We start from the raw sequence: 19764 nt of genomic DNA, 5'->3' as shown, positions 1-19764 counted from the left end.
GTTTCGCGTACCTCCCTCTCCGTCTGGCAACTGCCAGCCACCTCCCCCTCGCGGGGGAGGATTCAGCCTTAGAACAACCCTTCGATCAGCCCTTCGTCGTTGAGGCGGATCGCCTCCGCCGCGGGCACGCGCGGGAGGCCCGGCATCGTCATGATCTCGCCGCAGATCGCCACCACGAACCCTGCGCCTGCCGCGAGGCGGACTTCGCGTACCGGTACGATGTGTCCGGTCGGCGCACCGAGCAGCGCGGGGTCGGTCGAGAAGCTGTACTGCGTCTTGGCGAGGCAGACGGGGAGGTGGCCGTAGCCCGCATCCTCCCAGCGCTTGAGTTGTGCCAGCACGCTCGGCTCGGCGACCGCGTGTTCGGCGCGGTAGATGCGCCGCGCGACGGTGTCGATCTTGTCGAACAGCGAGAGTTCGTCACCGTAGATCGGCGCGAAACCGCCGCCATGTGTCTCGCAGATCTCGGCGACCGCGTCGGCCAGCTCGACCGCGCCTGCGCCGCCCTCCGCCCAATGCCGGCACAGGATCGCACGCGAACCGTGCTGTGCGGCGGCCTCGACGATAGCGGCGATCTCGGCGTCGCTGTCGGTGTAGAAATGGTTGATCGCGACGATCGCGGGAACGCCGAACTGGCGAATGTTCTCGATGTGGCGGACGAGGTTGACCGCGCCCTTTCGGACCGCATCGACATTCTCGTGCGCGAGATCGGCCTTCGCGACGCCGCCGTTCATCTTGAGCGCGCGCGCGGTGGCGACGATCACGACTGCGTCGGGGGCAAGGCCCGCCTGACGACACTTGATGTCGAAGAACTTCTCCGCGCCGAGGTCCGCACCGAAGCCGGCTTCAGTCACGACGTAATCGCCGAGCGACAAGGCGGCGCGTGTGGCGATCACCGAGTTGCAGCCATGGGCGATGTTAGCGAACGGTCCGCCGTGGAGGAACGCAGGCGTGCCCTCCAGGGATTGGACGAGGTTGGGCTTGATCGCCTCCGCCAGCAGCACCGCCATCGCGCCGTCCGCCTTCAGGTCACGCGCGGTGATCGGCGAGCGGTCGCGGGTGTAGGCGACGACGATATCGCCGAGCCGGCGCTCCATATCCGCCAGATCGTTGGCAAGACAGAGGATCGCCATCACTTCGGAGGCGACGGTGATGTCAAAGCCCGATTCGCGCGGATAGCCGTTGGCGACGCCACCGATCGACTGGACGATGTCGCGCAGCGCACGGTCGTTCATGTCGAGCACGCGGCGCCAGACGACGCGGCGGACGTCGATCTGAAGCGCGTTGCCCCAGTGGATATGGTTGTCGATCATTGCCGCGAGCAGATTGTGCGCAGCGGTGATGGCGTGGAAATCGCCGGTGAAGTGGAGGTTGATGTCCTCCATCGGCGCAACCTGCGCGCGGCCGCCCCCGGTCGCGCCGCCCTTGGTGCCGAAGCACGGTCCGAGCGACGGTTCGCGAAGCGCCAGCACCGCTTTGCGGCCGGTGTGGCGGAGTGCGTCGGCGAGGCCGATCGAGGTGGTGGTCTTGCCTTCGCCCGCCGGGGTCGGGTTGATCGCGGTGACCAGGATCAGGCGTCCGCCCTTGCCCTTCTCACGCGTTTCGAGCCAGTCGAGCGAGATCTTCGCCTTGAACCGACCATAGGGCTCGATCGCCGCATCCGGAATCCCGAGGCCGTCGGCGATGGCGGCGATGGGGCGCAGTGCGACGCTGCGGGCGATGGCGATATCGGTGTCCATGTCGCACGCCTAGCCGTGGAACGATCCGCTTTCCAGACGGCTAAACGATGAAACGTCGAACGGCGCCCGCGTACCAACGCGGACGCCGTCGATGTCATACGATCTGCGTTACATCGATTGCAGTTCGGCGATATGCGTCTGGACGACCGGTACGATCCCCGCCGCGACCGTCTTCAGGCCGGGGACAGTACCGTTTGCCGCATAGCCCTGCTGCAACGCCAATGCCTTTTCATGCGCTGCCTTTTGCTGCGTCACGTAAAGCCGGTCACGTGCGGTACCCTTGGCGGCACGCAGCGCCGCGACGTTCTTGGCGCCGACCGCATCGAGCTTCGGCGGGGCGACTTTGACATGCGCCGCGGTTGCCGCCGCCTTCACGTCAGCGGTGCTCTTGGTATGATCCGTGACCATCATCTGCGCGAACGACTTCAACTTCGGATTCGTCGTCGTCGCCAGGACGAGCTGGCTCGATGTCTTCTCATACAGATCGCTTGCGCCCGCCTTCATGACATAGGTCGAGGCTGGGATCGGGGCCTGAGCAGACAGTGCGTAGGCGGGCAATGCTATCAATACGGCTGCGGTATAAAAGCGATTCATCATCTTCTCTCCTTGGCGGATATCGTTCGGTCGCCGTTGCCAGAACTTCGACCGCACGATCCGAACTGAGCGAACAACTGTACCGAGCGCTCTAATGTTCCGGTCGTTACCGGATCATTCGACGATCTTGATTTGGGTCATGACGGAACTGCCTCGAGCAGCGTTCGGCGTGTAACGAAGTTTACAGATCGACAGTCGAATTCACGCGTCGGTGACAGGCCGACCTCGATTTCACGCGGTTGTTGCTCCAGCTTCGTGTCAACAACTCTACACGCCGATCATCGCAGCAGCAGACGAGGATCGCCCGTGACCTACCAGACGCATATCGCCCAGTTAACCAACCTCATCGCCGATCAGAACGGCACTTGGGACGCGATCTCGCCCGAGTCCGTCGCGCGGATGCGGCTCCAGAACCGGTTCACCACCGGGCTCGACATCGCGCGCTACACCGCCGCGATCATGCGCAAGGACATGGCGGCCTATGACGCGGATCCGGCGAACTACACGCAGTCGCTCGGCTGCTGGCACGGGTTCATCGCGCAGCAGAAGATGATCAGCATCAAGAAGCATTTCGGCACCACCGACCGCCGCTATCTCTACCTCTCCGGCTGGATGGTCGCGGCGATGCGGAGCGAATTCGGCCCGCTGCCCGACCAGTCGATGCACGAGAAGACCAGCGTCCCCGCGTTGATCGAGGAACTCTACACCTTCCTCCGCCAGGCCGATGCGCGCGAGTTGGGCATGATGTTCCGCGACGTCGATGCCGCGCGCGCTGCGGGCAACGCCATCGAGGAACAGCGCCTGCTCAACGCGATCGAGAACCACCAGACGCACGTCGTGCCGATCATCGCCGACATCGACGCGGGCTTCGGCAATGCGGAGGCGACGTACCTGCTCGCGCGGAAGATGATCGAGGCGGGGGCCTGCGCGCTCCAGATCGAGAATCAGGTCAGCGACGAGAAGCAGTGCGGCCACCAGGACGGCAAGGTCACCGTGCCGCATGAGGACTTTCTCGCGAAGGTCCGTGCGTGCCGCTACGCGTTCCTCGAACTCGGCGTCGAGGACGGCATCATCGTCACGCGCACCGACTCGCTCGGGGCCGGCCTCACCAAGCAGATCGCGGTCAGCAAGGAAGCGGGCGACCTTGGCGACCAGTATAACTCGTACCTCGATTGCGAGGAGATCGATCCGGCGACCGCGCAGAACGGCGACGTCATCCTTAACCGCGACGGCAAGCTGCTCCGCCCCAAGCGCCTGCCGTCGAACCTGTTCCAGTTCCGCGCGGGGACCGGCGAAGATCGCTGCGTGATGGACTGCATCGCCAGCTTGCAGAACGGCGCCGACCTGCTCTGGATCGAGACCGAGAAGCCGCATATCGAACAGATCGCCGGCATGGTCGACCGCATCCGCGCGGTCGTGCCGAACGCGAAGCTCGTCTACAACAACTCGCCGAGCTTCAACTGGACGCTGAACTTCCGCCAGCAGGTGTTCGATGCCTGGTCGGCGGCGGGTGAGGACGTCTCCGCCTATGATCGCGCGCGTCTTATGAGTGTCGATTACGATGGTACCAAGCTCGCCGACGAAGCCGACGAACGCATCCGTACTTTCCAGGCGGATTCGGCCAAGCGGGCTGGGATCTTCCACCACCTCATTACGCTGCCGACCTACCACACCGCCGCGCGCTCGACCGACAATCTCGCCAAGGAGTATTTCGGCGATGCGGGGATGCTTGGTTATGTGAAGGGCGTCCAGCGCAAGGAAATCCGCGAGGGGATCGCCTGCGTGAAGCACCAGAACATGTCGGGCTCGGACCTAGGCGACGATCATAAGGAGTATTTTGCGGGTGAGGCGGCTCTGAAGGCTGGCGGCGCGCATAATACGATGAATCAATTTGCGGCGTGATGCCCAAGCCGGAGCGAAAGCTCCGGCGCGGATCCGGCATCACGCCCGGCCGGCGGGGCCAAAAGCCCCGTCCGACGACGCGGCTTTGCCGCGGCGCTAAGCTTCAGGAATGTTCGCGGAAACAGGTGGTCCTTCCGACGATCCTCCCCTTGACTGGGGAGGGTCGTCAAACTCCCGACCTACTTCACTCCGCCGGATCCACCCGGTCAGCCGCAAGCGGTTCCGCCAGCGCCGTCTCACCCAACGAGGCGAGCACCGCCGCCGTCAGCGCGTCGAGCCCATACGGCTTCTCCAGCATGATCGCATCCGTATCGCCCTCGACCGACGCGGTGTCGCCGCTCGCGAAGACGATCCCCACGCCCGGCCGCAGCGCGCGCGCAGTGCGGGCGAAGTCCGGTCCCGATACGCCGGGCAGGTTGATATCGGTCACCAGTGCGTCGATCGGCACGGTCTGAAGCGCGGTCATCGCGTCTTCGGCACTGGCCGCGTCGACCACCACGAAGCCGCTGCCTTGCAGCATCTCGGCCGTGTTCGCGCGAATCATCTCGTCGTCCTCGACCAGCAGGACGGTGCGCCGCGCCGACGCGTCGAGCCGTCGCTCCGCCTCGATCCGCGCATCGCGCGCGACCTTGGCGGCAGGCGAGTCGCCGCGCTGCCGATTGGCCAGCACTTCGCGGAATTTCCGCGCCAGCGCCTCGCGCGAATACGGCTTCGACAACAAGTCGACGCCGGCATCAAGCTTGCCGCCGTGCACGATCGAATTCTCGGTATAGCCCGACGTGAACAGCACCACGAGATTGGGCAGCCGCTCCTTCGCCTTGCGCGCGAGTTCCGGGCTTTTCAGCGTTCCGGGCATCACGACGTCGGTGAACAGGATATCGATCGGCACGCCGCTCTCGACCACGTTGAGCGCACTCGCCGCGTCGACCGACTTCAGGACGCTGTAGCCGAGGTCGGTCAGCAGCTCGACCACGGTGGTGCGGACCTCGTCGTCATCCTCGACCACCAGCACCGTCTCCGTGCCGCCGCAGATCGGCCCCGCATCGGCGACGACCTCGACGTCCTCGCTCTCCATCGCGCGCGGCAGATACAGCTTGATCGTGGTGCCTTCGCCGACCTCCGAATAGATCTTCACATGCCCGCCGGACTGTTTGACGAAGCCATAGACCATCGACAGGCCGAGGCCCGAGCCCTTGCCCTCGCTCTTGGTCGAGAAGAACGGTTCGAACACCTTTTCGATGATTTCGGGGCTCATGCCGCTGCCGGTGTCGGACACCGCGAGCAGGACGTACTGCCCGGCTTCGACCTCCTCGTGGCTGCGCGCATAGGCGTCGTCGAGGTGGGCGTTGCCGAGTTCGATGGTGAGTTTGCCTTGGCCCTCCATCGCGTCGCGCGCGTTGATCGCGAGGTTGAGCAGCGCGTTCTCGATCTGCGCGGGGTCGATGAAGGTGTTCCAGAGGCCGCCGCCGACCACCGTCTCGATCTCGACGCCTTCGCCGATCGCGCGGCGCAGCATGTCGTCCATCCCGCGCACGAACCGCGTGACGTTGACGACCTTCGGCTCGAGCGCCTGGCGACGCCCGAACGCGAGCAGCTGCGAGGCTAGCTTCGAGCCGCGCGTGACGCCGGCCATCGCGTTGGCGACCCAGCGCTCCGCACGCTCGTTGCCGGCGAGGTTCTTGCCGAGCAGCTGGAGATTGCCCGAGACCACCTGGAGCAGATTGTTGAAGTCGTGCGCGACGCCGCCGGTAAGCTTGCCGACGGTCTCCATCTTCTGCGACTGCGCGAGCTTGGCTTCGGCCTCTCGGCGCTCGCCGATCTCGGCGATCACACGCGCCTCCAGCGTCTCGTTGAGCTGGCGGAGCTGATCCTCGGCGCGTTCGCGGTGGCGGACCTGGCGGGCGAGCGCTTCGGCCTGTTCGCGCAAGGCGGCCTCGGCGGCGCGCTGATGCGTGATGTCGGTGTGGACGCCGACCCATTCGACGACTTCGCCGCCTGAATCGAGGATCGGCAGGCTGCGGACGGCGAACGTGCGCCATGCCCCGCAATGGCGGCGGACGCGGTGTTCGAACACGAACATCGACTTGTTCAGGACGGCGGTGGTCCACGCCTTGATCGTCGATGCGACGTCGTCGGGGTGGATCGCGTCGGCCCAGCCGAAATTCTGGTACTCGTCGATCGACTGGCCGGTGAGCGTCGCCCAGCCGGGTTGCTCGCCGATCATCCGGCCGTCGGGGCTGTTGGTCCAGAGCACGCCGTGGACCGCATCCATCGCGGTGCGGAAGCGGCCGTTGCTGATGCCGAGTGCGGCCTCGCGTTCGGCGCGGTCCTCGACGTCGATGCCGAGCACGTAGATGCCGGCGACCGAACCGTCCGCCTGGACATGCGGAACATAGCGGAATTCGGAGCGGCGCGGGCGTCCGTCGCGGTGCGGAAAGACGGTCTGCGCGATGAAGCTTTCGCCCGCCAGCGCGCGCTCGAACGACGGGCGGCGATCCTGGTAGACCGCGTCGCCGAGCACTTCGCGGACGGGTTTGCCGATCATCGTTTCGGGCGCGACGCCGAGCCATTCGTCATATTGCGCGTTGGCGAGACGGTAGACGTGGTCGCGGTCGATGTACGAGATCAGCATCGGCACGGCGTCGGTGACGCGGCGGAGTTCGGCTTCGCTGGCGGCGAGGCGGTGCTCGGCTTCGACCCGGCCGCTATTGTCGACCATCGTGCACAGGACGCCGCCGACCGCGCCACCGGCGCAGTAGACGGGCGTATAGAACAGGTCGAGCGTCAGCGTCTCCGGGCCGTCGGGGCGCTGGAACAGGATCGGCTGGTCGCGATAGGCGACGGTCTCGCCGCGCAGGCCTGCTTCGAGGACCGCGCGGTTCCAGTCCCACACCTCGGGGAACGCGGTCGCGACCGGGCTGCCGAGTGCGGCCGGGTGGCGGTCACCTGCGACGGCACGGTAGCTGTCGTTGTAGAGCATGATGTGCTCGGGTCCCCACATCACGACCTTGGCGACGGGCGAGTTGAGGATGTTGGCGAGCGTGACGCGAAGCTCGGCGGGCCACGAGTCGATCGGGCCGAGCGACGTCGCGCTCCAGTCGCGCTGGCGGACGAGCATCCCGCATTCGCCGCCGCCGATCAGGATTTCCGCTGGTGCGGCCAAGGCAGCGTCGCGGTCGCGCATCTGCTCGAGCGCGGTGCGGACGATGGCGGCGGTGTCGCCGTGCCCTCCGTCGGTCAATTCGTCGATGTAGCTGCCGAGGTCTGCGGGCAGGGAAATGGTGCGCGACGAGTCAGGCGTTGTCATGCCGGACTAGTGGGTATGCGGCGCGCGCCTGTCAATGATTAGGGGTGTTTGGGAAGCTCTGCCCCTCCCTCATACCACCCCGGCGAAGGCCGGGGCCCAATTGGAAAGGTGGCAGTAACGACGGGTGACGCTCCGTTGACAACTTCACCCAATTGGGCCCCGGCCTACGCCGGGGTGGTGCGGGGGGGGGGAGCAACCGATCTCCAAGCATGTTTCCCCGCGAAGGCGGGGACCCAGACTGGCTCCCGCCTTCGCGGGAGAACAAGGAAGGGCGCCCTGCCGTTCGGCAGCGCGCCCTTCCTTCTCTCATCCGATCAGCCCTCGGTGCGTGGCAGGCCGAGCGGGTTGTCGTGCTTGACCGCCTTCGGCAGCAACGCATCGGGCAGATCCTGGTAGCAGACCGGGCGCAGGAAGCGCTCGATCGCAGCCGTACCGACCGAGGTCGTGCGCGGGTCCGACGTTGCGGGGAAAGGGCCGCCGTGCACCATCGCCGGGGCAACCTCTACGCCGGTAGGCCAGCCGTTCGCCAGGATGCGACCAGCCTTGCGCTCGAGCACGGGCACCAGCGTCGCAGCGTCGGCGTAATCGCCTTCGTCGATCTGCAGCGTGATCGTCAGCTGACCCTCGACCTGTTCGAGAACCTGTCGGACCTCGGCGAGATCGGTGCAGCGGACGATGATCGACGCCGCCCCGAACACTTCGTGCGACAACGCCGGATCGGCGACGAACGCCTTGCCGGTGGTCGAGAACAGCGCGGCGCGACCGCGGTTGGCGCCCTCGGCCTCGGTGCCGCGCGCGAGCGTCTCGACCGCGTCGTGACCGGCGAGCGCGGCGACGCCCTGGTCGTAGCTGGCATGGATGCCGGGGGTCAGCATGACCTGCGGCGCAGCTTCGCCAAGCGCAGCGGCGGCGGCGTCGACGAAGGTGTCGAGGTCAGGCCCGTCGACCGCGACGACGATGCCGGGATTCGTGCAGAACTGGCCCGAGCCCATCGTCAGCGAGCCGACATAGGCCTTGCCGAGCGCTTCGCCGCGCGCCGCAAGCGCCGCGGGGAACAGGATCACCGGGTTGACGCTGCTCATCTCGGCATAGACCGGGATCGGCTCGGGGCGGGCTGCGGCGAGTGCCACCAGCGCAAGGCCACCGCCGCGCGAGCCGGTGAAGCCGACCGCCTTGATGCGCGCGTCCTTGACGAGCGCGGCGCCAAGTTCGTTCGCCGGACCCTGGACCAGCGAGAACACGCCCTCGGGCAGGCCGCACTTGGCGACAGCGGCCTGGATCGCCTTGCCGACCATCACCGACGTTCCGGGATGCGCGGGGTGCCCCTTGACCACGACCGGGCAACCGGCGGCGAGTGCGGAGGCGGTGTCGCCGCCAGCGACCGAGAAGGCGAGCGGGAAGTTCGAGGCGCCGAACACCGCGACCGGGCCGACCGCGATGCGGCGCTGGCGCAGGTCCGCGCGGGGGGCGGGCTTACGATCGGGCTGTGCTTCGTCGATGATGACCGAGGCCCAGGTGCCAGCGCGGAGATGCTTGGCGAACAGGCGGAGCTGGCCGGTGGTACGGCCGCGCTCGCCTTCGAGGCGTGGGCGGGGCAGGCCGCTTTCCTGGATCGCACGGGCGACGAGCGGCTCGTGGATCGCCTCGATCTCGTCGGCGATCGTCTCGAGGAATTTCGCACGCGTTTCGGGGTCGGTTTCGCGGAAGGTGTCGAAGGCGGCCTCGGCGAGCTTGCACGCCTCGGCGACATCGGCCTCGCTCGATACGGCGAAGGCGGGCTCGATCTTCGCGTCGGTCGACGGATCGATCGCGAGGAAGGTGACGTCGCTGCTTACGGCGCGCGCGCCGATCGGGAAGGTACCGTCCATGTCAAATCTCCAAGCGTTCGGAGCGGTCATGCCGATCGAGGGCAGGACCGCGAATGATGCTGGCCATGAAGTAAGGTTGGGAGCGATAACACGCAACCCAAGCTTGCTCCGACGGCGATGTGCCCGATGATATCGATTGCAGGCTGATTATCCCGCATTCCCCTGCTAGACGTCGGTGATGGGGACCATCACGCGCAAGCCGCGCACCGCAACCGGACGCCGGAGCGGAGCACCGACTATTTCCGACGTCGCGGCGCTCGCCGGCGTTTCGCCGATGACCGTATCGCGCGTCATCAACGGCGAAGCCAAGGTGCGCGATGCGACCCGGGACGCGGTCAACGCCGCGATCGTGACGCTTCACTACGCCCCGAACCGTGCCGCGCGCAGCCTTGCCGGTGGCGGACAGATGCGGATCGGGCTGCTCTACAGCAATCCGAGTTCGGCCTATCTCAGCGAGTTCCTCGTCGGGAGCCTCGAACAGGCGAGCCGCAGCGACGTGCAACTTGTCGTCGAGAAATGCGACATCGGCGATCACGAGATCGAGGTGGCACGGCACATGATCGAGAGCGGGATCGACGGCGTGATCCTGCCGCCACCGCTGTGCGATTCACGCGCCGTGCTCGACGTGCTGACGGAGGCTGGCGTGCCGACCGTCGTCGTGGCGACCGGCTCGCCGCCGAGCGGGTCGGCGGCGGTCACGATCGACGACTTCGAGGCGGCACGCGCGATGACCGAACATCTCGTCAAACTGGGGCATTCGCGAATCGGGTTCATCATCGGCAATCCGAACCAGACGGCGAGCGAACTGCGCCACCAGGGCTATCTGGCGGCGATGGTGGATGCAGGGCTGCCGGCCGACGATTCCCTCGTGGTCGGCGGATTGTTCACCTATCGATCGGGGCTCGACGGGGCGGAGCAACTGCTCGACGCGAAGGATCCGCCGACCGCGATCTTCGCGAGCAACGACGACATGGCGGCGGCAAGCGTCGCGGTCGCGCATCGCCGCGGGCTCGACGTGCCGGGCGACCTGACCGTGTGCGGGTTCGACGACAGCGCGCTCGCGACGACGATCTGGCCGGAGCTGACTACCATCCACCAGCCGATCGCGGACATGTCGCGCGCGGCGGTCGAACTGCTCGTGGCGGCGATCTCGCATCGTCGTGGCGGCGGCAAGGATCACAACGGCCACGTCGTGCTCGACTATACGCTGGTCCGGCGGCAGTCGGATGCGGCACCGCGCCGCCGCCCACCCGCGAGCGTGCGCGCTTGACCGACTCCCGGTGGTCGCGGTAGCGCTCCCATCGAATAATAGACCGCGTCTAGGAGAGTTTGCAGTGGACCGTGTACCGGTGAAGCCGTTCCGATCGCGCGACTGGTTCGCCGATCCCGCCCGCTCGGACATGACCGCGCTGTATCTCGAACGCTTCATGAATTACGGGCTGACCCCGGCGGAACTGCGCTCGGGTCGGCCGATCATCGGCATCGCTCAGTCGGGCAGCGACCTTTCTCCGTGCAACCGCATCCATCTCGAACTCGCCAAGCGAACGCGTGACGGCATCCGCGACGCAGGCGGCATCGCGATGGAGTTTCCGGTCCATCCGATCTTCGAGAATTGCCGGCGGCCGACGGCGGCGCTCGATCGTAACCTCGCCTATCTCGGGCTGGTCGAGACGCTGTACGGCTATCCGATCGACGCGGTCGTGCTGACCACCGGCTGCGACAAGACCACGCCGTCGGGGATCATGGCGGCGTCGACGGTCGATATCCCCGCGATCGTGCTGTCCGGCGGTCCGATGCTCGATGGCTGGCATGACGGCGAACTGGTCGGTTCGGGAACGGTGATCTGGCGTAGCCGGCGCAAGCTGGCCGCGGGTGAGATCGACGAGGAGGAATTCCTCAACCGCGCCACCGACAGCGCGCCGTCAGCGGGGCATTGCAACACGATGGGCACGGCCTCGACGATGAACGCCGTGGCGGAAGCCCTGGGTCTGTCGCTCACCGGATGCGCGGCGATCCCGGCGCCGTACCGCGAGCGCGGCCAGATGGCGTACGAGACCGGCCGGCGGATCGTCGAGATGGCGTATGAGGATCTGCGCCCCTCGAAGATACTCACGCGCGACAGCTTCCTCAATGCGATCCGCGTCGTCAGCGCGATCGGCGGATCGAGCAACGCGCAGCCGCACATCATGGCGATGGCGCAGCATGCCGGCGTGACGCTGTACCCGGAGGACTGGTCGGATCACGGCTACGACCTTCCGTTGCTCGTCAACATGCAGCCGGCTGGCAAGTATCTCGGCGAGCGCTTTCACCGCGCGGGCGGCGTGCCGGCGGTGCTTCACGAGCTGATCGCGGGCGGGAAGCTCGACACGTCGTGCCTGACCGTCACCGGCCGGTCGATCGGCGAGAACATCGCCGGTCGCGAGACGCGGGACCGCGAGATGATCAAGCCGTTCGACGCACCGATGATGGAGCGCGCGGGCTTCCTGGTGCTCAAGGGCAATCTGTTCGATTTCGGGATCATGAAGACCTCGGTGATCTCGCCGGCGTTCCGCGCGCGCTATCTGTCGACGCCGGGCGCGGAAGATCGGTTCGAGGCGCGGGCGATCGTGTTCGAGGGTTCGGACGATTATCACCACCGGATCAACGATCCTGCGCTCGATATCGACGAGGGCTGTATCTTGGTGATCCGCGGCGCGGGACCGATCGGCTGGCCGGGCTCGGCGGAAGTCGTCAACATGCAGCCACCCGACGCACTGATCCAGCGCGGCGTGCTGGCGCTGCCGACGCTCGGCGACGGGCGTCAGTCGGGGACGTCGGACAGCCCTTCGATCCTGAACGTCTCACCTGAGAGTGCGGTCGGCGGCGGACTGTCGTGGATCCGGACGGGCGACGTGGTGCGGATCGATCTGGTCGCGGGCACGTGTGACGCACTGGTCGAGCCGGACGAGATCGCGCGACGCAAGGGCGAGGGGCTGCCACCGGTGCCCGAGAGCAATACGCCGTGGGAGGAACTGTACCGCGAGAAGACCGGGCAGCTCGCCGAGGGCGGCGTGCTCGACTTCGCGGTGAAGTATCGCGGGATTTCGGCGAAGACGCCCCGGCATAATCACTGAGGGCTTGGGGGGCAGCGCACGGCGTCCTGCCCCCTCATCGTCATCCTGACAACGACGGTGGATGCGCTTTGTTCAGCCCCGCGCGATCGTCAGCGACATCGCGATCGTCCGGGTCTCGTCCGGCGCCAGGATCGTCGGGTCCGCCAGGTTGAGCGCGTTGGGCATGTCGCTCACCGGTTCGGCACAGAAGAACCCGAGACCCGGCGGCGTGAAGACGTGGAGATAGGGCGTGCCCTCGCCCGTCAGCGTGATGGTGTCGTCACGCGTCGCGATCGTCGCGTCCTTGCTCCAGCCTTCATAGGCGTTGTCGATCAAGGTCGAGCGTACGACCGTTTCGCCCGACGACCAATCGGCCAACTGGTTCGCGCCGGCACGCTCGGTCGGGAGCATCGCGTCGTCGGCAAGCCAGACCGATTTCGCGTCGAAGCTCAGGCGCGTTTCGGCATCGGCGGGGAAATAGGGATGGAAACCCAGGCCGGCGGGCATCGCGCGGTCGGTGGTGTTCCGGACCGACAGCGATACGTGAAGGCCGGACTCATCGAGCGAGACATGCTGTTCGGCGCGGTAGGACCACGGCCAGTTCGCGTCGGCTTCATGCGTATGGATCAGCACCGCCGAGCCCGCATCCGTCGCCTGCACGTCCCAGCCGCACAGCCAGCCGACGCCGTGCAAAGGATGATCCTGCCCCTCCATGTTGCGGGGAAGCGCGTACGACTCCCCCGCGAACAGGAACCGGCCGTCGGCGATGCGGTTCGCGTAGGGCACCAGCGGGAAGCACGCGGTTTCCAGCGGGTTGGTCGCGCCCGCCGGCGTCGGCCGCAACACATCGCGGCCCTGGAAGGTGAGGGCGGCAATCGTGCCGCCCAGTTCCGGCTGGAGCGCGACCTTCCAGTCGCCCGCTTCGAGGTGGAGCATCAGCCCTCCATGTCCTCGAGCTCGCGACCCCGCGTCTCGGAGACCATCTTCCAGACGAAGAAGAACGAGACGAACGCCGAAAGCGCGTAGAAGCCGTAGGTGAGCGACAGGCCGAGCGAGATCGCCATCGTCGGGAAGCTGACCGAGATCGCGAAGTTGGCAAACCACTGTGCGAAGCCCGCGACGGCCAGACCCGAACCGCGGATCTGGGTCGGGAACATCTCACCGAGCATCACCCACATGATTGGGCCCCAGCTCAGGTTGAAGAACACGACATAGGCATTGGCTGCGATCAGCGCGATCAGGCCGTTCTGGTCGGAGAGGCGCAGCGAACCCTCGACGATCGCACCGCTGGCAAAGCAGATGCCGACGATCGCAAGCGTGACGGTCATGCCAGCAGACCCGATCAGCAACAGCGGCTTGCGCCCGACCTTGTCGACCAGCGCGACGGTGAGCAGGCACGCGACGATCGACAGCGAGCCCGACAGGATGTTGATCAGCAGCGCATCGCTCTCGCTGAAGCCAACCGACTGCCACAGCACCGAACCGTAATAGAACACGATGTTGATGCCGACGAACTGCTGAAAGATCGCAAGGCCGATGCCGGTCCAGACGATCGGACGGATCTTGCCGCTCGCCTTGTCGATCAGGTCGGACAGTTTGGGACGATGCGCGTCGGCCGACAGCGAACCGCGGATCTCGGCGACCTTACGCTTGGCTTCGGTGGCACCGAACAGGCGCGTCAGGACGGTCTCGGCTTCGTCGTAGCGCCCCTTGAGGACCAGGAAGCGCGGGCTTTCGGGGATCAGGAACAGCGTCACGAGATAGATCGCGGCGGGGATGACTTGCATCCAGAACATCCAGCGCCACGCCGGATAGTCGAGCCAGAACAGCGCGGTCGACGAGCCGGCGATCCGCGCGAGATACCAGTTGGCGACGAACGCACCGGTCAGGCCGGTGATGATCATGATCTGTTGTACGCTCGACAGCCGGCCGCGGACGTTCGCAGGCACGACTTCGGAGATATAGACCGGCGCGAGCACGCTGGCGGCACCGATGCCGAGCCCGCCGATGATGCGCGCGAGCACGAACATCGTCGCCGAGGTGGCGGCGCCGGCGCCCAAAGCGCTGATGATGAAGAGCACGGCGGCGATCATCATGACGTTGCGGCGGCCGAGATTGTCGGCGAGCCTGCCCGCCATGAACGCGCCGACCGACGAGCCGATCAGGATCGCGCCGACGGTGAAGCCGGTGCCGAGCGACGACAGCGCGAACGTGCTTTCGAGCCCCGCCTGCGTGCCGTTGATGACGCCCGAGTCATAGCCGAACATGAACCCGCCGATCGTCGCGACGATGACGATCATCGCGATAAGCGCTCGGTTCACGTGTTGGCCGGAATCTGCCGCAATGGTCATTGGTTTTCCTCTCTGGTGCAACGCTCTGGCGGCGTTTTGCGCATTATAGTGTGATGGGGTCGACGAGCACGCCGGGGACGGCGACGCGGAAGGTGAAGAGATTGCCGGCGAGCGGCTGGGCCGCGCGGGCGTCGTCGTCGAGCCCCTTGGCCGCGGTCGTCGCATAGGCAGTACGACCATCGGGACCGCCGAGTGCGATCTTGGTGATGTTGGCCACCGGGAAGCGGACGATATCGGTAAGGCTGCCATCGGCGGCATAGCGTCGCGCTGCCCAGCCGCCGAAGAAACCGACCCACACGCCGCCCTCGGAATCGCAGATCGCGCCGTCCGGGTGTCCGTCGTCCGGCCCGACCGTCAGGAACACGCGCGGCGCGCCGAGCGTGCCATCGGCGTCGATCGGGTACGCGCTGATCGTCTTGCCGAGCGTGTCGACCGCGTACAGCGTGCGGCCATCGGGCGAGATCGCCGGGCCGTTGGTGATCGCGACGGGCGGGATATCGGTCTTGGTCAGTGCGCCGTCATGCCAGTGATAGACATGGCCGGTGAGGTCCGCCTCCGCATTGTCCATCGTCCCGAACCAGACACGGCCCGAGGGATCGCGTGCCGCGTCGTTGAGGCGGTTGCCGGGTGTTTCGGGGTGAACCGCGGCAAGATGCTCGAACGCGCCGGTTGCCGGATCGAACCGGTGGAGGCCGCCGCGGACCCCCGCGAGGAAGTCGCCATCGTCGGTGGGGATCACCCAGCCGACCTGATCGGGCGCTTCCCACGTGTCGAGCGTTGCGGTCGCCGGATCGAACCGGTGCACGCACGGTGCCTTGATATCGACGAACCAGAGTGCGGCGTCGCGCGCGATCCAGATCGGGCCTTCGCCGAGCGTCGCGCCGACGTCGCAGACGCTTTCCGCGGTGATCTCGTTCGTCATGTCAGCGCCAGCCGGCGTCGACGAAATAATCATGCCCGGTGCACATCCGCGCATCGTCCGACGCGAGGAACAGCACCAGCGCGGCGACGTCGGCGGGCTGGACACGGGTCTTGAGGCACTGCGCGGCGATGATCTCCGCCTCGCCCTCGGGCGTGTACCATTTCAGCTGGCGCGGCGTTTCGACGTTGCCGGGGACGATCGTGTTCACGCGAATGCCGTCGCCACCGAGGTCGCGGGCCATCGCGCGGGTCATGCCCTCGATGCCGGCCTTGGCGGTCTGGTAGATCAGCAGCTCAGGCAGCGCGAGATGCCAGGAAATCGAACCGAAATTGAGGATCACGCCGCCGCCGGCGCGCTTCATCGACGGCACCACGGCCTGGCCTGCGAAGAACAGGTGGCGCAGGTTGGTCGCCATCCGCTCATCCCAATAGGCGGGCGTGACCTCTTCGATGCTGTGGCGATCGTCGTTGGCGGCGTTGTTGATCAGGATGTCGATCCCGCCGAGCCGGTCTTCGATTCCGGCGATCGTCGTTTTCAGGGCGTCGATATCGCGCAGGTCGAGCGATGCGAAGATCGGCGCGGTCGCGACGTCGGGCGTCAGCGTTTCGATCAGCGCGTTCGCCGCGTCCTCGGCCATGTCGACGAACGCGACGTGCGCGCCCTGCCGTGCGAACGCCTCGACCAAGCCTGCACCGATCCCCGACGCGCCGCCGGTGATCAAGACGCGCTTGCCCTTGAGGCTGGGATAGATCGCCGTCTGGTCGGCGGCTTGGGTCTTCTGCAACACGGGCTTACGCTCCCTGGTTCTTGGTGGGCGCGAGCAGGCCCCGGCCTGCCAGATTGCGCATGAGATCGCCGATGCCGTAGTCCCACGGTGCCGCGTCCTTCGACGTCGTCACCGGATTGACGAGCGCACCGAGCTTCGGATTGGAGATCGTGACGACGTCGCCGACCGCATGCGTGAAACCGCGACCGGGCTCGTCGCGGTCCTGCGTCGGCGCGAACAGCGTGCCGAGGAACAGCACGAAGCCGTCGGGATATTGATGCTCGCTCATCGCCTGGCGGACGAGCTCCTCGGGATCGCGGCTGATCTGGTCCATCGAGCTGCTGCCGTCGAGTCGGTAGCCCTCGGCGCCCTCGATCGTCAGCGCGATCTGCGCGGCGCGAACGTCGTCCATGCCGAAATTATCGTCGAACAGCCGGATGAACGGGCCGATCGAGCAGGACGCGTTATTGTCCTTCGCCTTGCCGAGCAGGAGCGCCGAGCGCCCCTCGAAATCGCGCAGGTTGACGTCATTGCCTAGCGCCGCGCCGACGGTCTTGCCGGTGCGGTCGACGATCAGGACGACTTCCGGCTCCGGGTTGTTCCAGGTGGAGTCGGATCGGATGCCGATCTCGCCACCCCAGCCGATCGTGGAAAGCGTAGGGCTCTTGGTGAAGATCTCCGCGTCGGGGCCGATCGCGACTTCGAGATATTGCGACCACATGCCGTCTTCGATCAACGCAGCCTTCAGCGCGGCGGCTTCGGGCGAGCCGGGTACGACCGAGCGGATGCTGCCACCGACGCGCTCTTCGAGGCGCGCGCGGACCGCAACGGCAGCCGACGCATCGCCCCGCGCGCGTTCCTCGATCACGCGCTCGAGCGCGGAGACGGCGAAGGTGACGCCGGAAGCCTTGACGCACTGGAGGTCGATCGGGCTCAGCAGGCGGACGTCCGAGGTGGCATCGGGTGAGAGCGACAGGTCGTCGAGATGGCCGAGATCGGTGCCGGCAGCAGCATCGAACTTGCCGCTCGCGATCAGATCGGCGACGGTTGGCGCGACGTACGACATATCATACACGCGGCCGCCACGGACGATGACCGGGGTCGGCCCGTCGCCCAGGTCGATTCGGCCGAGCAACGCCGCCTGTTCCCAATCGGCGGGCAAGGCCCATGCCGATGCGAATGCGATCTCCACGATGTAATCCCCTCCAGGTTTGTTAGCGGTACCGTATGCTGCGCAGCGACAGCGTCAAGTCCCCAATGTGGCATCCCGCTGCGCGAAGCTGATGCCGATCGGGCTTGCGCAAACCGTAAATGAACGACATTAATCTTACAAATGATATGTGCGAAGAGCACGGACACCGTTGCCGCAAGCAACTGGGCGGGGAACTGGGAGAGGATGATGATCGCCATGTGCAACTCGAAGCCGGCAACGCTCGAATTTTGATGATAGCGATATCATTCTGCACCGTCCGCGACGGCTTCGCGGGCAATTATCGCGTGTATATCGGCACCGATACCGAGGGGCGGGGGATCGGCTGTGCCGACCGCGCCTTTGCGCAAAAGGATTGAAGATGGTTCGTATGAAGAGCGTGCTCGCCGGGCTGGCGCTGTCGGCGTCGATAATTTCCACCGTCGCGACTGCGCAGACCACCACCGAGATCCCACGCATGGTGACGAAGAACGGCCGGCATGCGCTGATGGTCGATGGTGCGCCGTTCCTGATGCTCGCGGGGCAGGTCAACAACAGCAGCAATTATGCGTCGGCCTTGCCGCAGGTGTGGCCGCTGCTCGACCGGATCCACGCGAACACGGTGGAGATCCCGATCGCGTGGCAGCAGGTCGAGCCGGTCGAAGGCAAGTTCGATCTCTCGTTCCTGCAGACGTTGCTCGATCAGGCGCGCGTGCATGACAAGCGGGTCGTGCTGCTCTGGTTCGGAACGTGGAAGAACACCTCGCCGGGCTACACGCCGGACTGGTTCAAGGCCGATAACAAGCGCTTTCCGCGGATGAAGGCGAAGGACGGGACGGACCATTATGTCCACTCGCCGATGTTCCGCGCGACGCTGGAGGCGGACAAGCGCGCGTTCGTCGAGGTGATGAAATACCTCAAGGCGCACGACCCGCAGAACACGGTGATCATGGTGCAGCCCGAGAACGAGGTCGGCAGCTATCGTTCGCCGCGCGATTACGGTCCGCAGGCGAATGCGGTGTTCGCGAAACCCGTGCCTGCCGAACTGGCGAAGGCGTTGAAGAAGCCGGGCGGAAGCTGGACGCAGATGTTCGGTGCGCAGGCGGATCGCGCGTTCAACACCTGGCATACCGCGCGGTTCGTCGATGAGATCGCGGCGGCGGGCAAGGCGATCAAGCCGTTGCCGATGTACGTCAACGCGTCGCTCGCCGGGCCGTCGAACGTCCCGGATCCGACCGGCGTCGCGAGCGGCGGGCCGCAGCAGGACGTGCTCGATATCTGGAAGGCGGCGGCGCCTGCGATCGATTTTGCGGCACCCGATATCTACGACCGCGATGCCGCACACGTGGCGCTGTATCTCGATGCGTATGCGCGGCCGGACAACGCGCTGATGGTCCCCGAGATCGGCAACGCGAAGGAATTTGCGCGTTTCTTTTGGGCGACGCTCGGACACGGCGCAATCGGCTATGCGCCGTTCGGCATGGATGACACGGGGTACTTCAACTATCCGCTCGGCGCGAAGGCGCTCGATCCCGAGACGGTCGATGCGATCGGCCTGAAATACGGTGTGCTGTCGTCGATGGCGCGCGACTGGGCGAAGATCGCATTCGAACATCCGACCTGGGGTGCGGCCAAGCCGGATGACGGCGCCAATCAGATTACGACGATGGGCAACTGGACGATCGGCACGAGCTATGGCGAATGGCAGTTCGGGCAGAAGGACTGGACCTGGATCAAGTCCGAGCCGCCCGCCTGGGCGAAGGAGGCGGTCGGCGGCGTCGCGGTCGCGCATCTGTCGCCCAACGAGTTCCTGGTGGTCGGCGACCACGTCCGCCTGAACTTCGGTACCGCGAAGGATGGCCCGAAGAACGGCTCCGTATTCCGCGTAGAGGAAGGTCGCGTGGTCGACGGGCGCTGGGTCATGAGCCGCATCTGGAACGGCGATCAGACCGATTACGGTATCAATCTCATCACGCCGGTCATCCTGAAGGTGACCATGGGCAGCTACAAATAACGAGCTCTTGGCTCGACGAT

The 19764-nt window shown here is 66.1% G+C and carries 14 protein-coding genes; 5 read left to right on the top strand and 9 right to left on the bottom strand.

What is annotated here, in order from left to right; all coding sequences use genetic code 11:
• Positions 1–68: 68 nt before the first annotated feature.
• Complete coding sequence (locus tag IFT67_RS02885) at positions 69–1739, bottom strand: formate--tetrahydrofolate ligase (protein ID WP_192144970.1); 1671 nt, start codon at positions 1737–1739, stop codon at positions 69–71.
• Between the two features lie 108 nt (positions 1740–1847).
• On the bottom strand, positions 1848–2336 hold the full coding sequence (locus IFT67_RS02880) for a DUF4142 domain-containing protein (RefSeq protein WP_244647142.1): 489 nt from the start codon (positions 2334–2336) through the stop codon (positions 1848–1850).
• Between the two features lie 303 nt (positions 2337–2639).
• Between IFT67_RS02880 and IFT67_RS02875 the strand changes: the two genes are divergently transcribed.
• Positions 2640–4235: an isocitrate lyase gene (locus IFT67_RS02875; RefSeq protein WP_192144969.1), complete on the top strand. Its 1596-nt coding sequence runs from the start codon at positions 2640–2642 to the stop codon at positions 4233–4235.
• Positions 4236–4419: 184 nt separating this feature from the next.
• Here the strand turns inward: IFT67_RS02875 and IFT67_RS02870 are convergent, their stop codons facing one another.
• Positions 4420–7542: a PAS domain-containing protein gene (locus IFT67_RS02870; RefSeq protein WP_192144968.1), complete on the bottom strand. Its 3123-nt coding sequence runs from the start codon at positions 7540–7542 to the stop codon at positions 4420–4422.
• 314 nt (positions 7543–7856) lie between these two features.
• Positions 7857–9410: an aldehyde dehydrogenase (NADP(+)) gene (locus IFT67_RS02865; protein ID WP_192144967.1), complete on the bottom strand. Its 1554-nt coding sequence runs from the start codon at positions 9408–9410 to the stop codon at positions 7857–7859.
• Between the two features lie 178 nt (positions 9411–9588).
• Between IFT67_RS02865 and IFT67_RS02860 the strand changes: the two genes are divergently transcribed.
• A complete protein-coding gene (locus IFT67_RS02860; RefSeq protein ID WP_192144966.1) occupies positions 9589–10680 on the top strand; it encodes a LacI family DNA-binding transcriptional regulator in 1092 nt (363 codons plus the stop codon).
• 64 nt (positions 10681–10744) lie between these two features.
• The gene (locus IFT67_RS02855) at positions 10745–12523 is read left to right on the top strand and encodes a dihydroxy-acid dehydratase (protein ID WP_192144965.1); all 1779 of its coding nucleotides are present in this window, start codon (positions 10745–10747) and stop codon (positions 12521–12523) included.
• 72 nt (positions 12524–12595) lie between these two features.
• Here IFT67_RS02855 and IFT67_RS02850 read toward each other — a convergent pair whose 3' ends face one another.
• Genes IFT67_RS02850 through IFT67_RS02830 form a run of 5 tightly spaced genes read right to left on the bottom strand, consistent with a single transcriptional unit; the run spans position 12596 to position 17736 of the window.
• On the bottom strand, positions 12596–13438 hold the full coding sequence (locus tag IFT67_RS02850) for an aldose 1-epimerase (RefSeq protein WP_192144964.1): 843 nt from the start codon (positions 13436–13438) through the stop codon (positions 12596–12598).
• Positions 13438–14853: a sugar porter family MFS transporter gene (locus tag IFT67_RS02845; RefSeq protein WP_181321085.1), complete on the bottom strand. Its 1416-nt coding sequence runs from the start codon at positions 14851–14853 to the stop codon at positions 13438–13440. Before IFT67_RS02845 ends, IFT67_RS02850 begins: the two co-directional genes overlap by 1 nt.
• A 43-nt stretch (positions 14854–14896) precedes the next feature.
• Positions 14897–15775: an SMP-30/gluconolactonase/LRE family protein gene (locus IFT67_RS02840; RefSeq protein WP_192144963.1), complete on the bottom strand. Its 879-nt coding sequence runs from the start codon at positions 15773–15775 to the stop codon at positions 14897–14899.
• 1 nt (position 15776) lies between these two features.
• Positions 15777–16562 (bottom strand): D-xylose 1-dehydrogenase, encoded by a 786-nt coding sequence (xylB, locus tag IFT67_RS02835; protein WP_192144962.1) that lies wholly within the window; start codon positions 16560–16562, stop codon positions 15777–15779.
• Between the two features lie 4 nt (positions 16563–16566).
• Positions 16567–17736, bottom strand: coding sequence for a fumarylacetoacetate hydrolase family protein (locus tag IFT67_RS02830; RefSeq protein WP_192146392.1), 1170 nt, complete (start codon positions 17734–17736; stop codon positions 16567–16569).
• Positions 17737–17852: 116 nt separating this feature from the next.
• Here IFT67_RS02830 and IFT67_RS02825 point away from each other — a divergent pair, with 116 nt between their 5' ends.
• Positions 17853–18110 (top strand): hypothetical protein, encoded by a 258-nt coding sequence (locus IFT67_RS02825; RefSeq protein WP_192144961.1) that lies wholly within the window; start codon positions 17853–17855, stop codon positions 18108–18110.
• A gap of 11 nt (positions 18111–18121) precedes the next feature.
• Positions 18122–19744, top strand: a complete 1623-nt coding sequence (locus IFT67_RS02820; RefSeq protein ID WP_192146390.1) for a DUF5597 domain-containing protein — start codon at positions 18122–18124, stop codon at positions 19742–19744.
• The last annotated feature ends 20 nt before the right edge of the window (positions 19745–19764 follow it).

The sequence above is a fragment of the Sphingomonas sp. CFBP 13728 genome (assembly GCF_014841895.1).
Taxonomy (GTDB): Bacteria; Pseudomonadota; Alphaproteobacteria; order Sphingomonadales; family Sphingomonadaceae; genus Sphingomonas.
Note: the sequence above shows the minus strand (reverse complement) of the source record. Positions and strands in the feature narration are given on the sequence as shown.

Excerpts from the sequence above, each read along its gene's own strand:
- IFT67_RS02825 (WP_192144961.1), top strand. The coding sequence starts at position 17,853 with ATGAACGACATTAATCTTACAAATGATATGTGCGAAGAGCACGGACAC.
- IFT67_RS02845 (WP_181321085.1), bottom strand. The coding sequence starts at position 14,853 with ATGACCATTGCGGCAGATTCCGGCCAACACGTGAACCGAGCGCTTATC.
- IFT67_RS02880 (WP_244647142.1), bottom strand. The coding sequence starts at position 2,336 with ATGATGAATCGCTTTTATACCGCAGCCGTATTGATAGCATTGCCCGCC.
- IFT67_RS02820 (WP_192146390.1), top strand. The coding sequence starts at position 18,122 with ATGAAGAGCGTGCTCGCCGGGCTGGCGCTGTCGGCGTCGATAATTTCC.
- IFT67_RS02850 (WP_192144964.1), bottom strand. The coding sequence starts at position 13,438 with ATGCTCCACCTCGAAGCGGGCGACTGGAAGGTCGCGCTCCAGCCGGAA.
- IFT67_RS02885 (WP_192144970.1), bottom strand. The coding sequence starts at position 1,739 with ATGGACACCGATATCGCCATCGCCCGCAGCGTCGCACTGCGCCCCATC.
- IFT67_RS02865 (WP_192144967.1), bottom strand. The coding sequence starts at position 9,410 with ATGGACGGTACCTTCCCGATCGGCGCGCGCGCCGTAAGCAGCGACGTC.
- IFT67_RS02870 (WP_192144968.1), bottom strand. The coding sequence starts at position 7,542 with ATGACAACGCCTGACTCGTCGCGCACCATTTCCCTGCCCGCAGACCTC.
- IFT67_RS02860 (WP_192144966.1), top strand. The coding sequence starts at position 9,589 with ATGGGGACCATCACGCGCAAGCCGCGCACCGCAACCGGACGCCGGAGC.
- IFT67_RS02840 (WP_192144963.1), bottom strand. The coding sequence starts at position 15,775 with ATGACGAACGAGATCACCGCGGAAAGCGTCTGCGACGTCGGCGCGACG.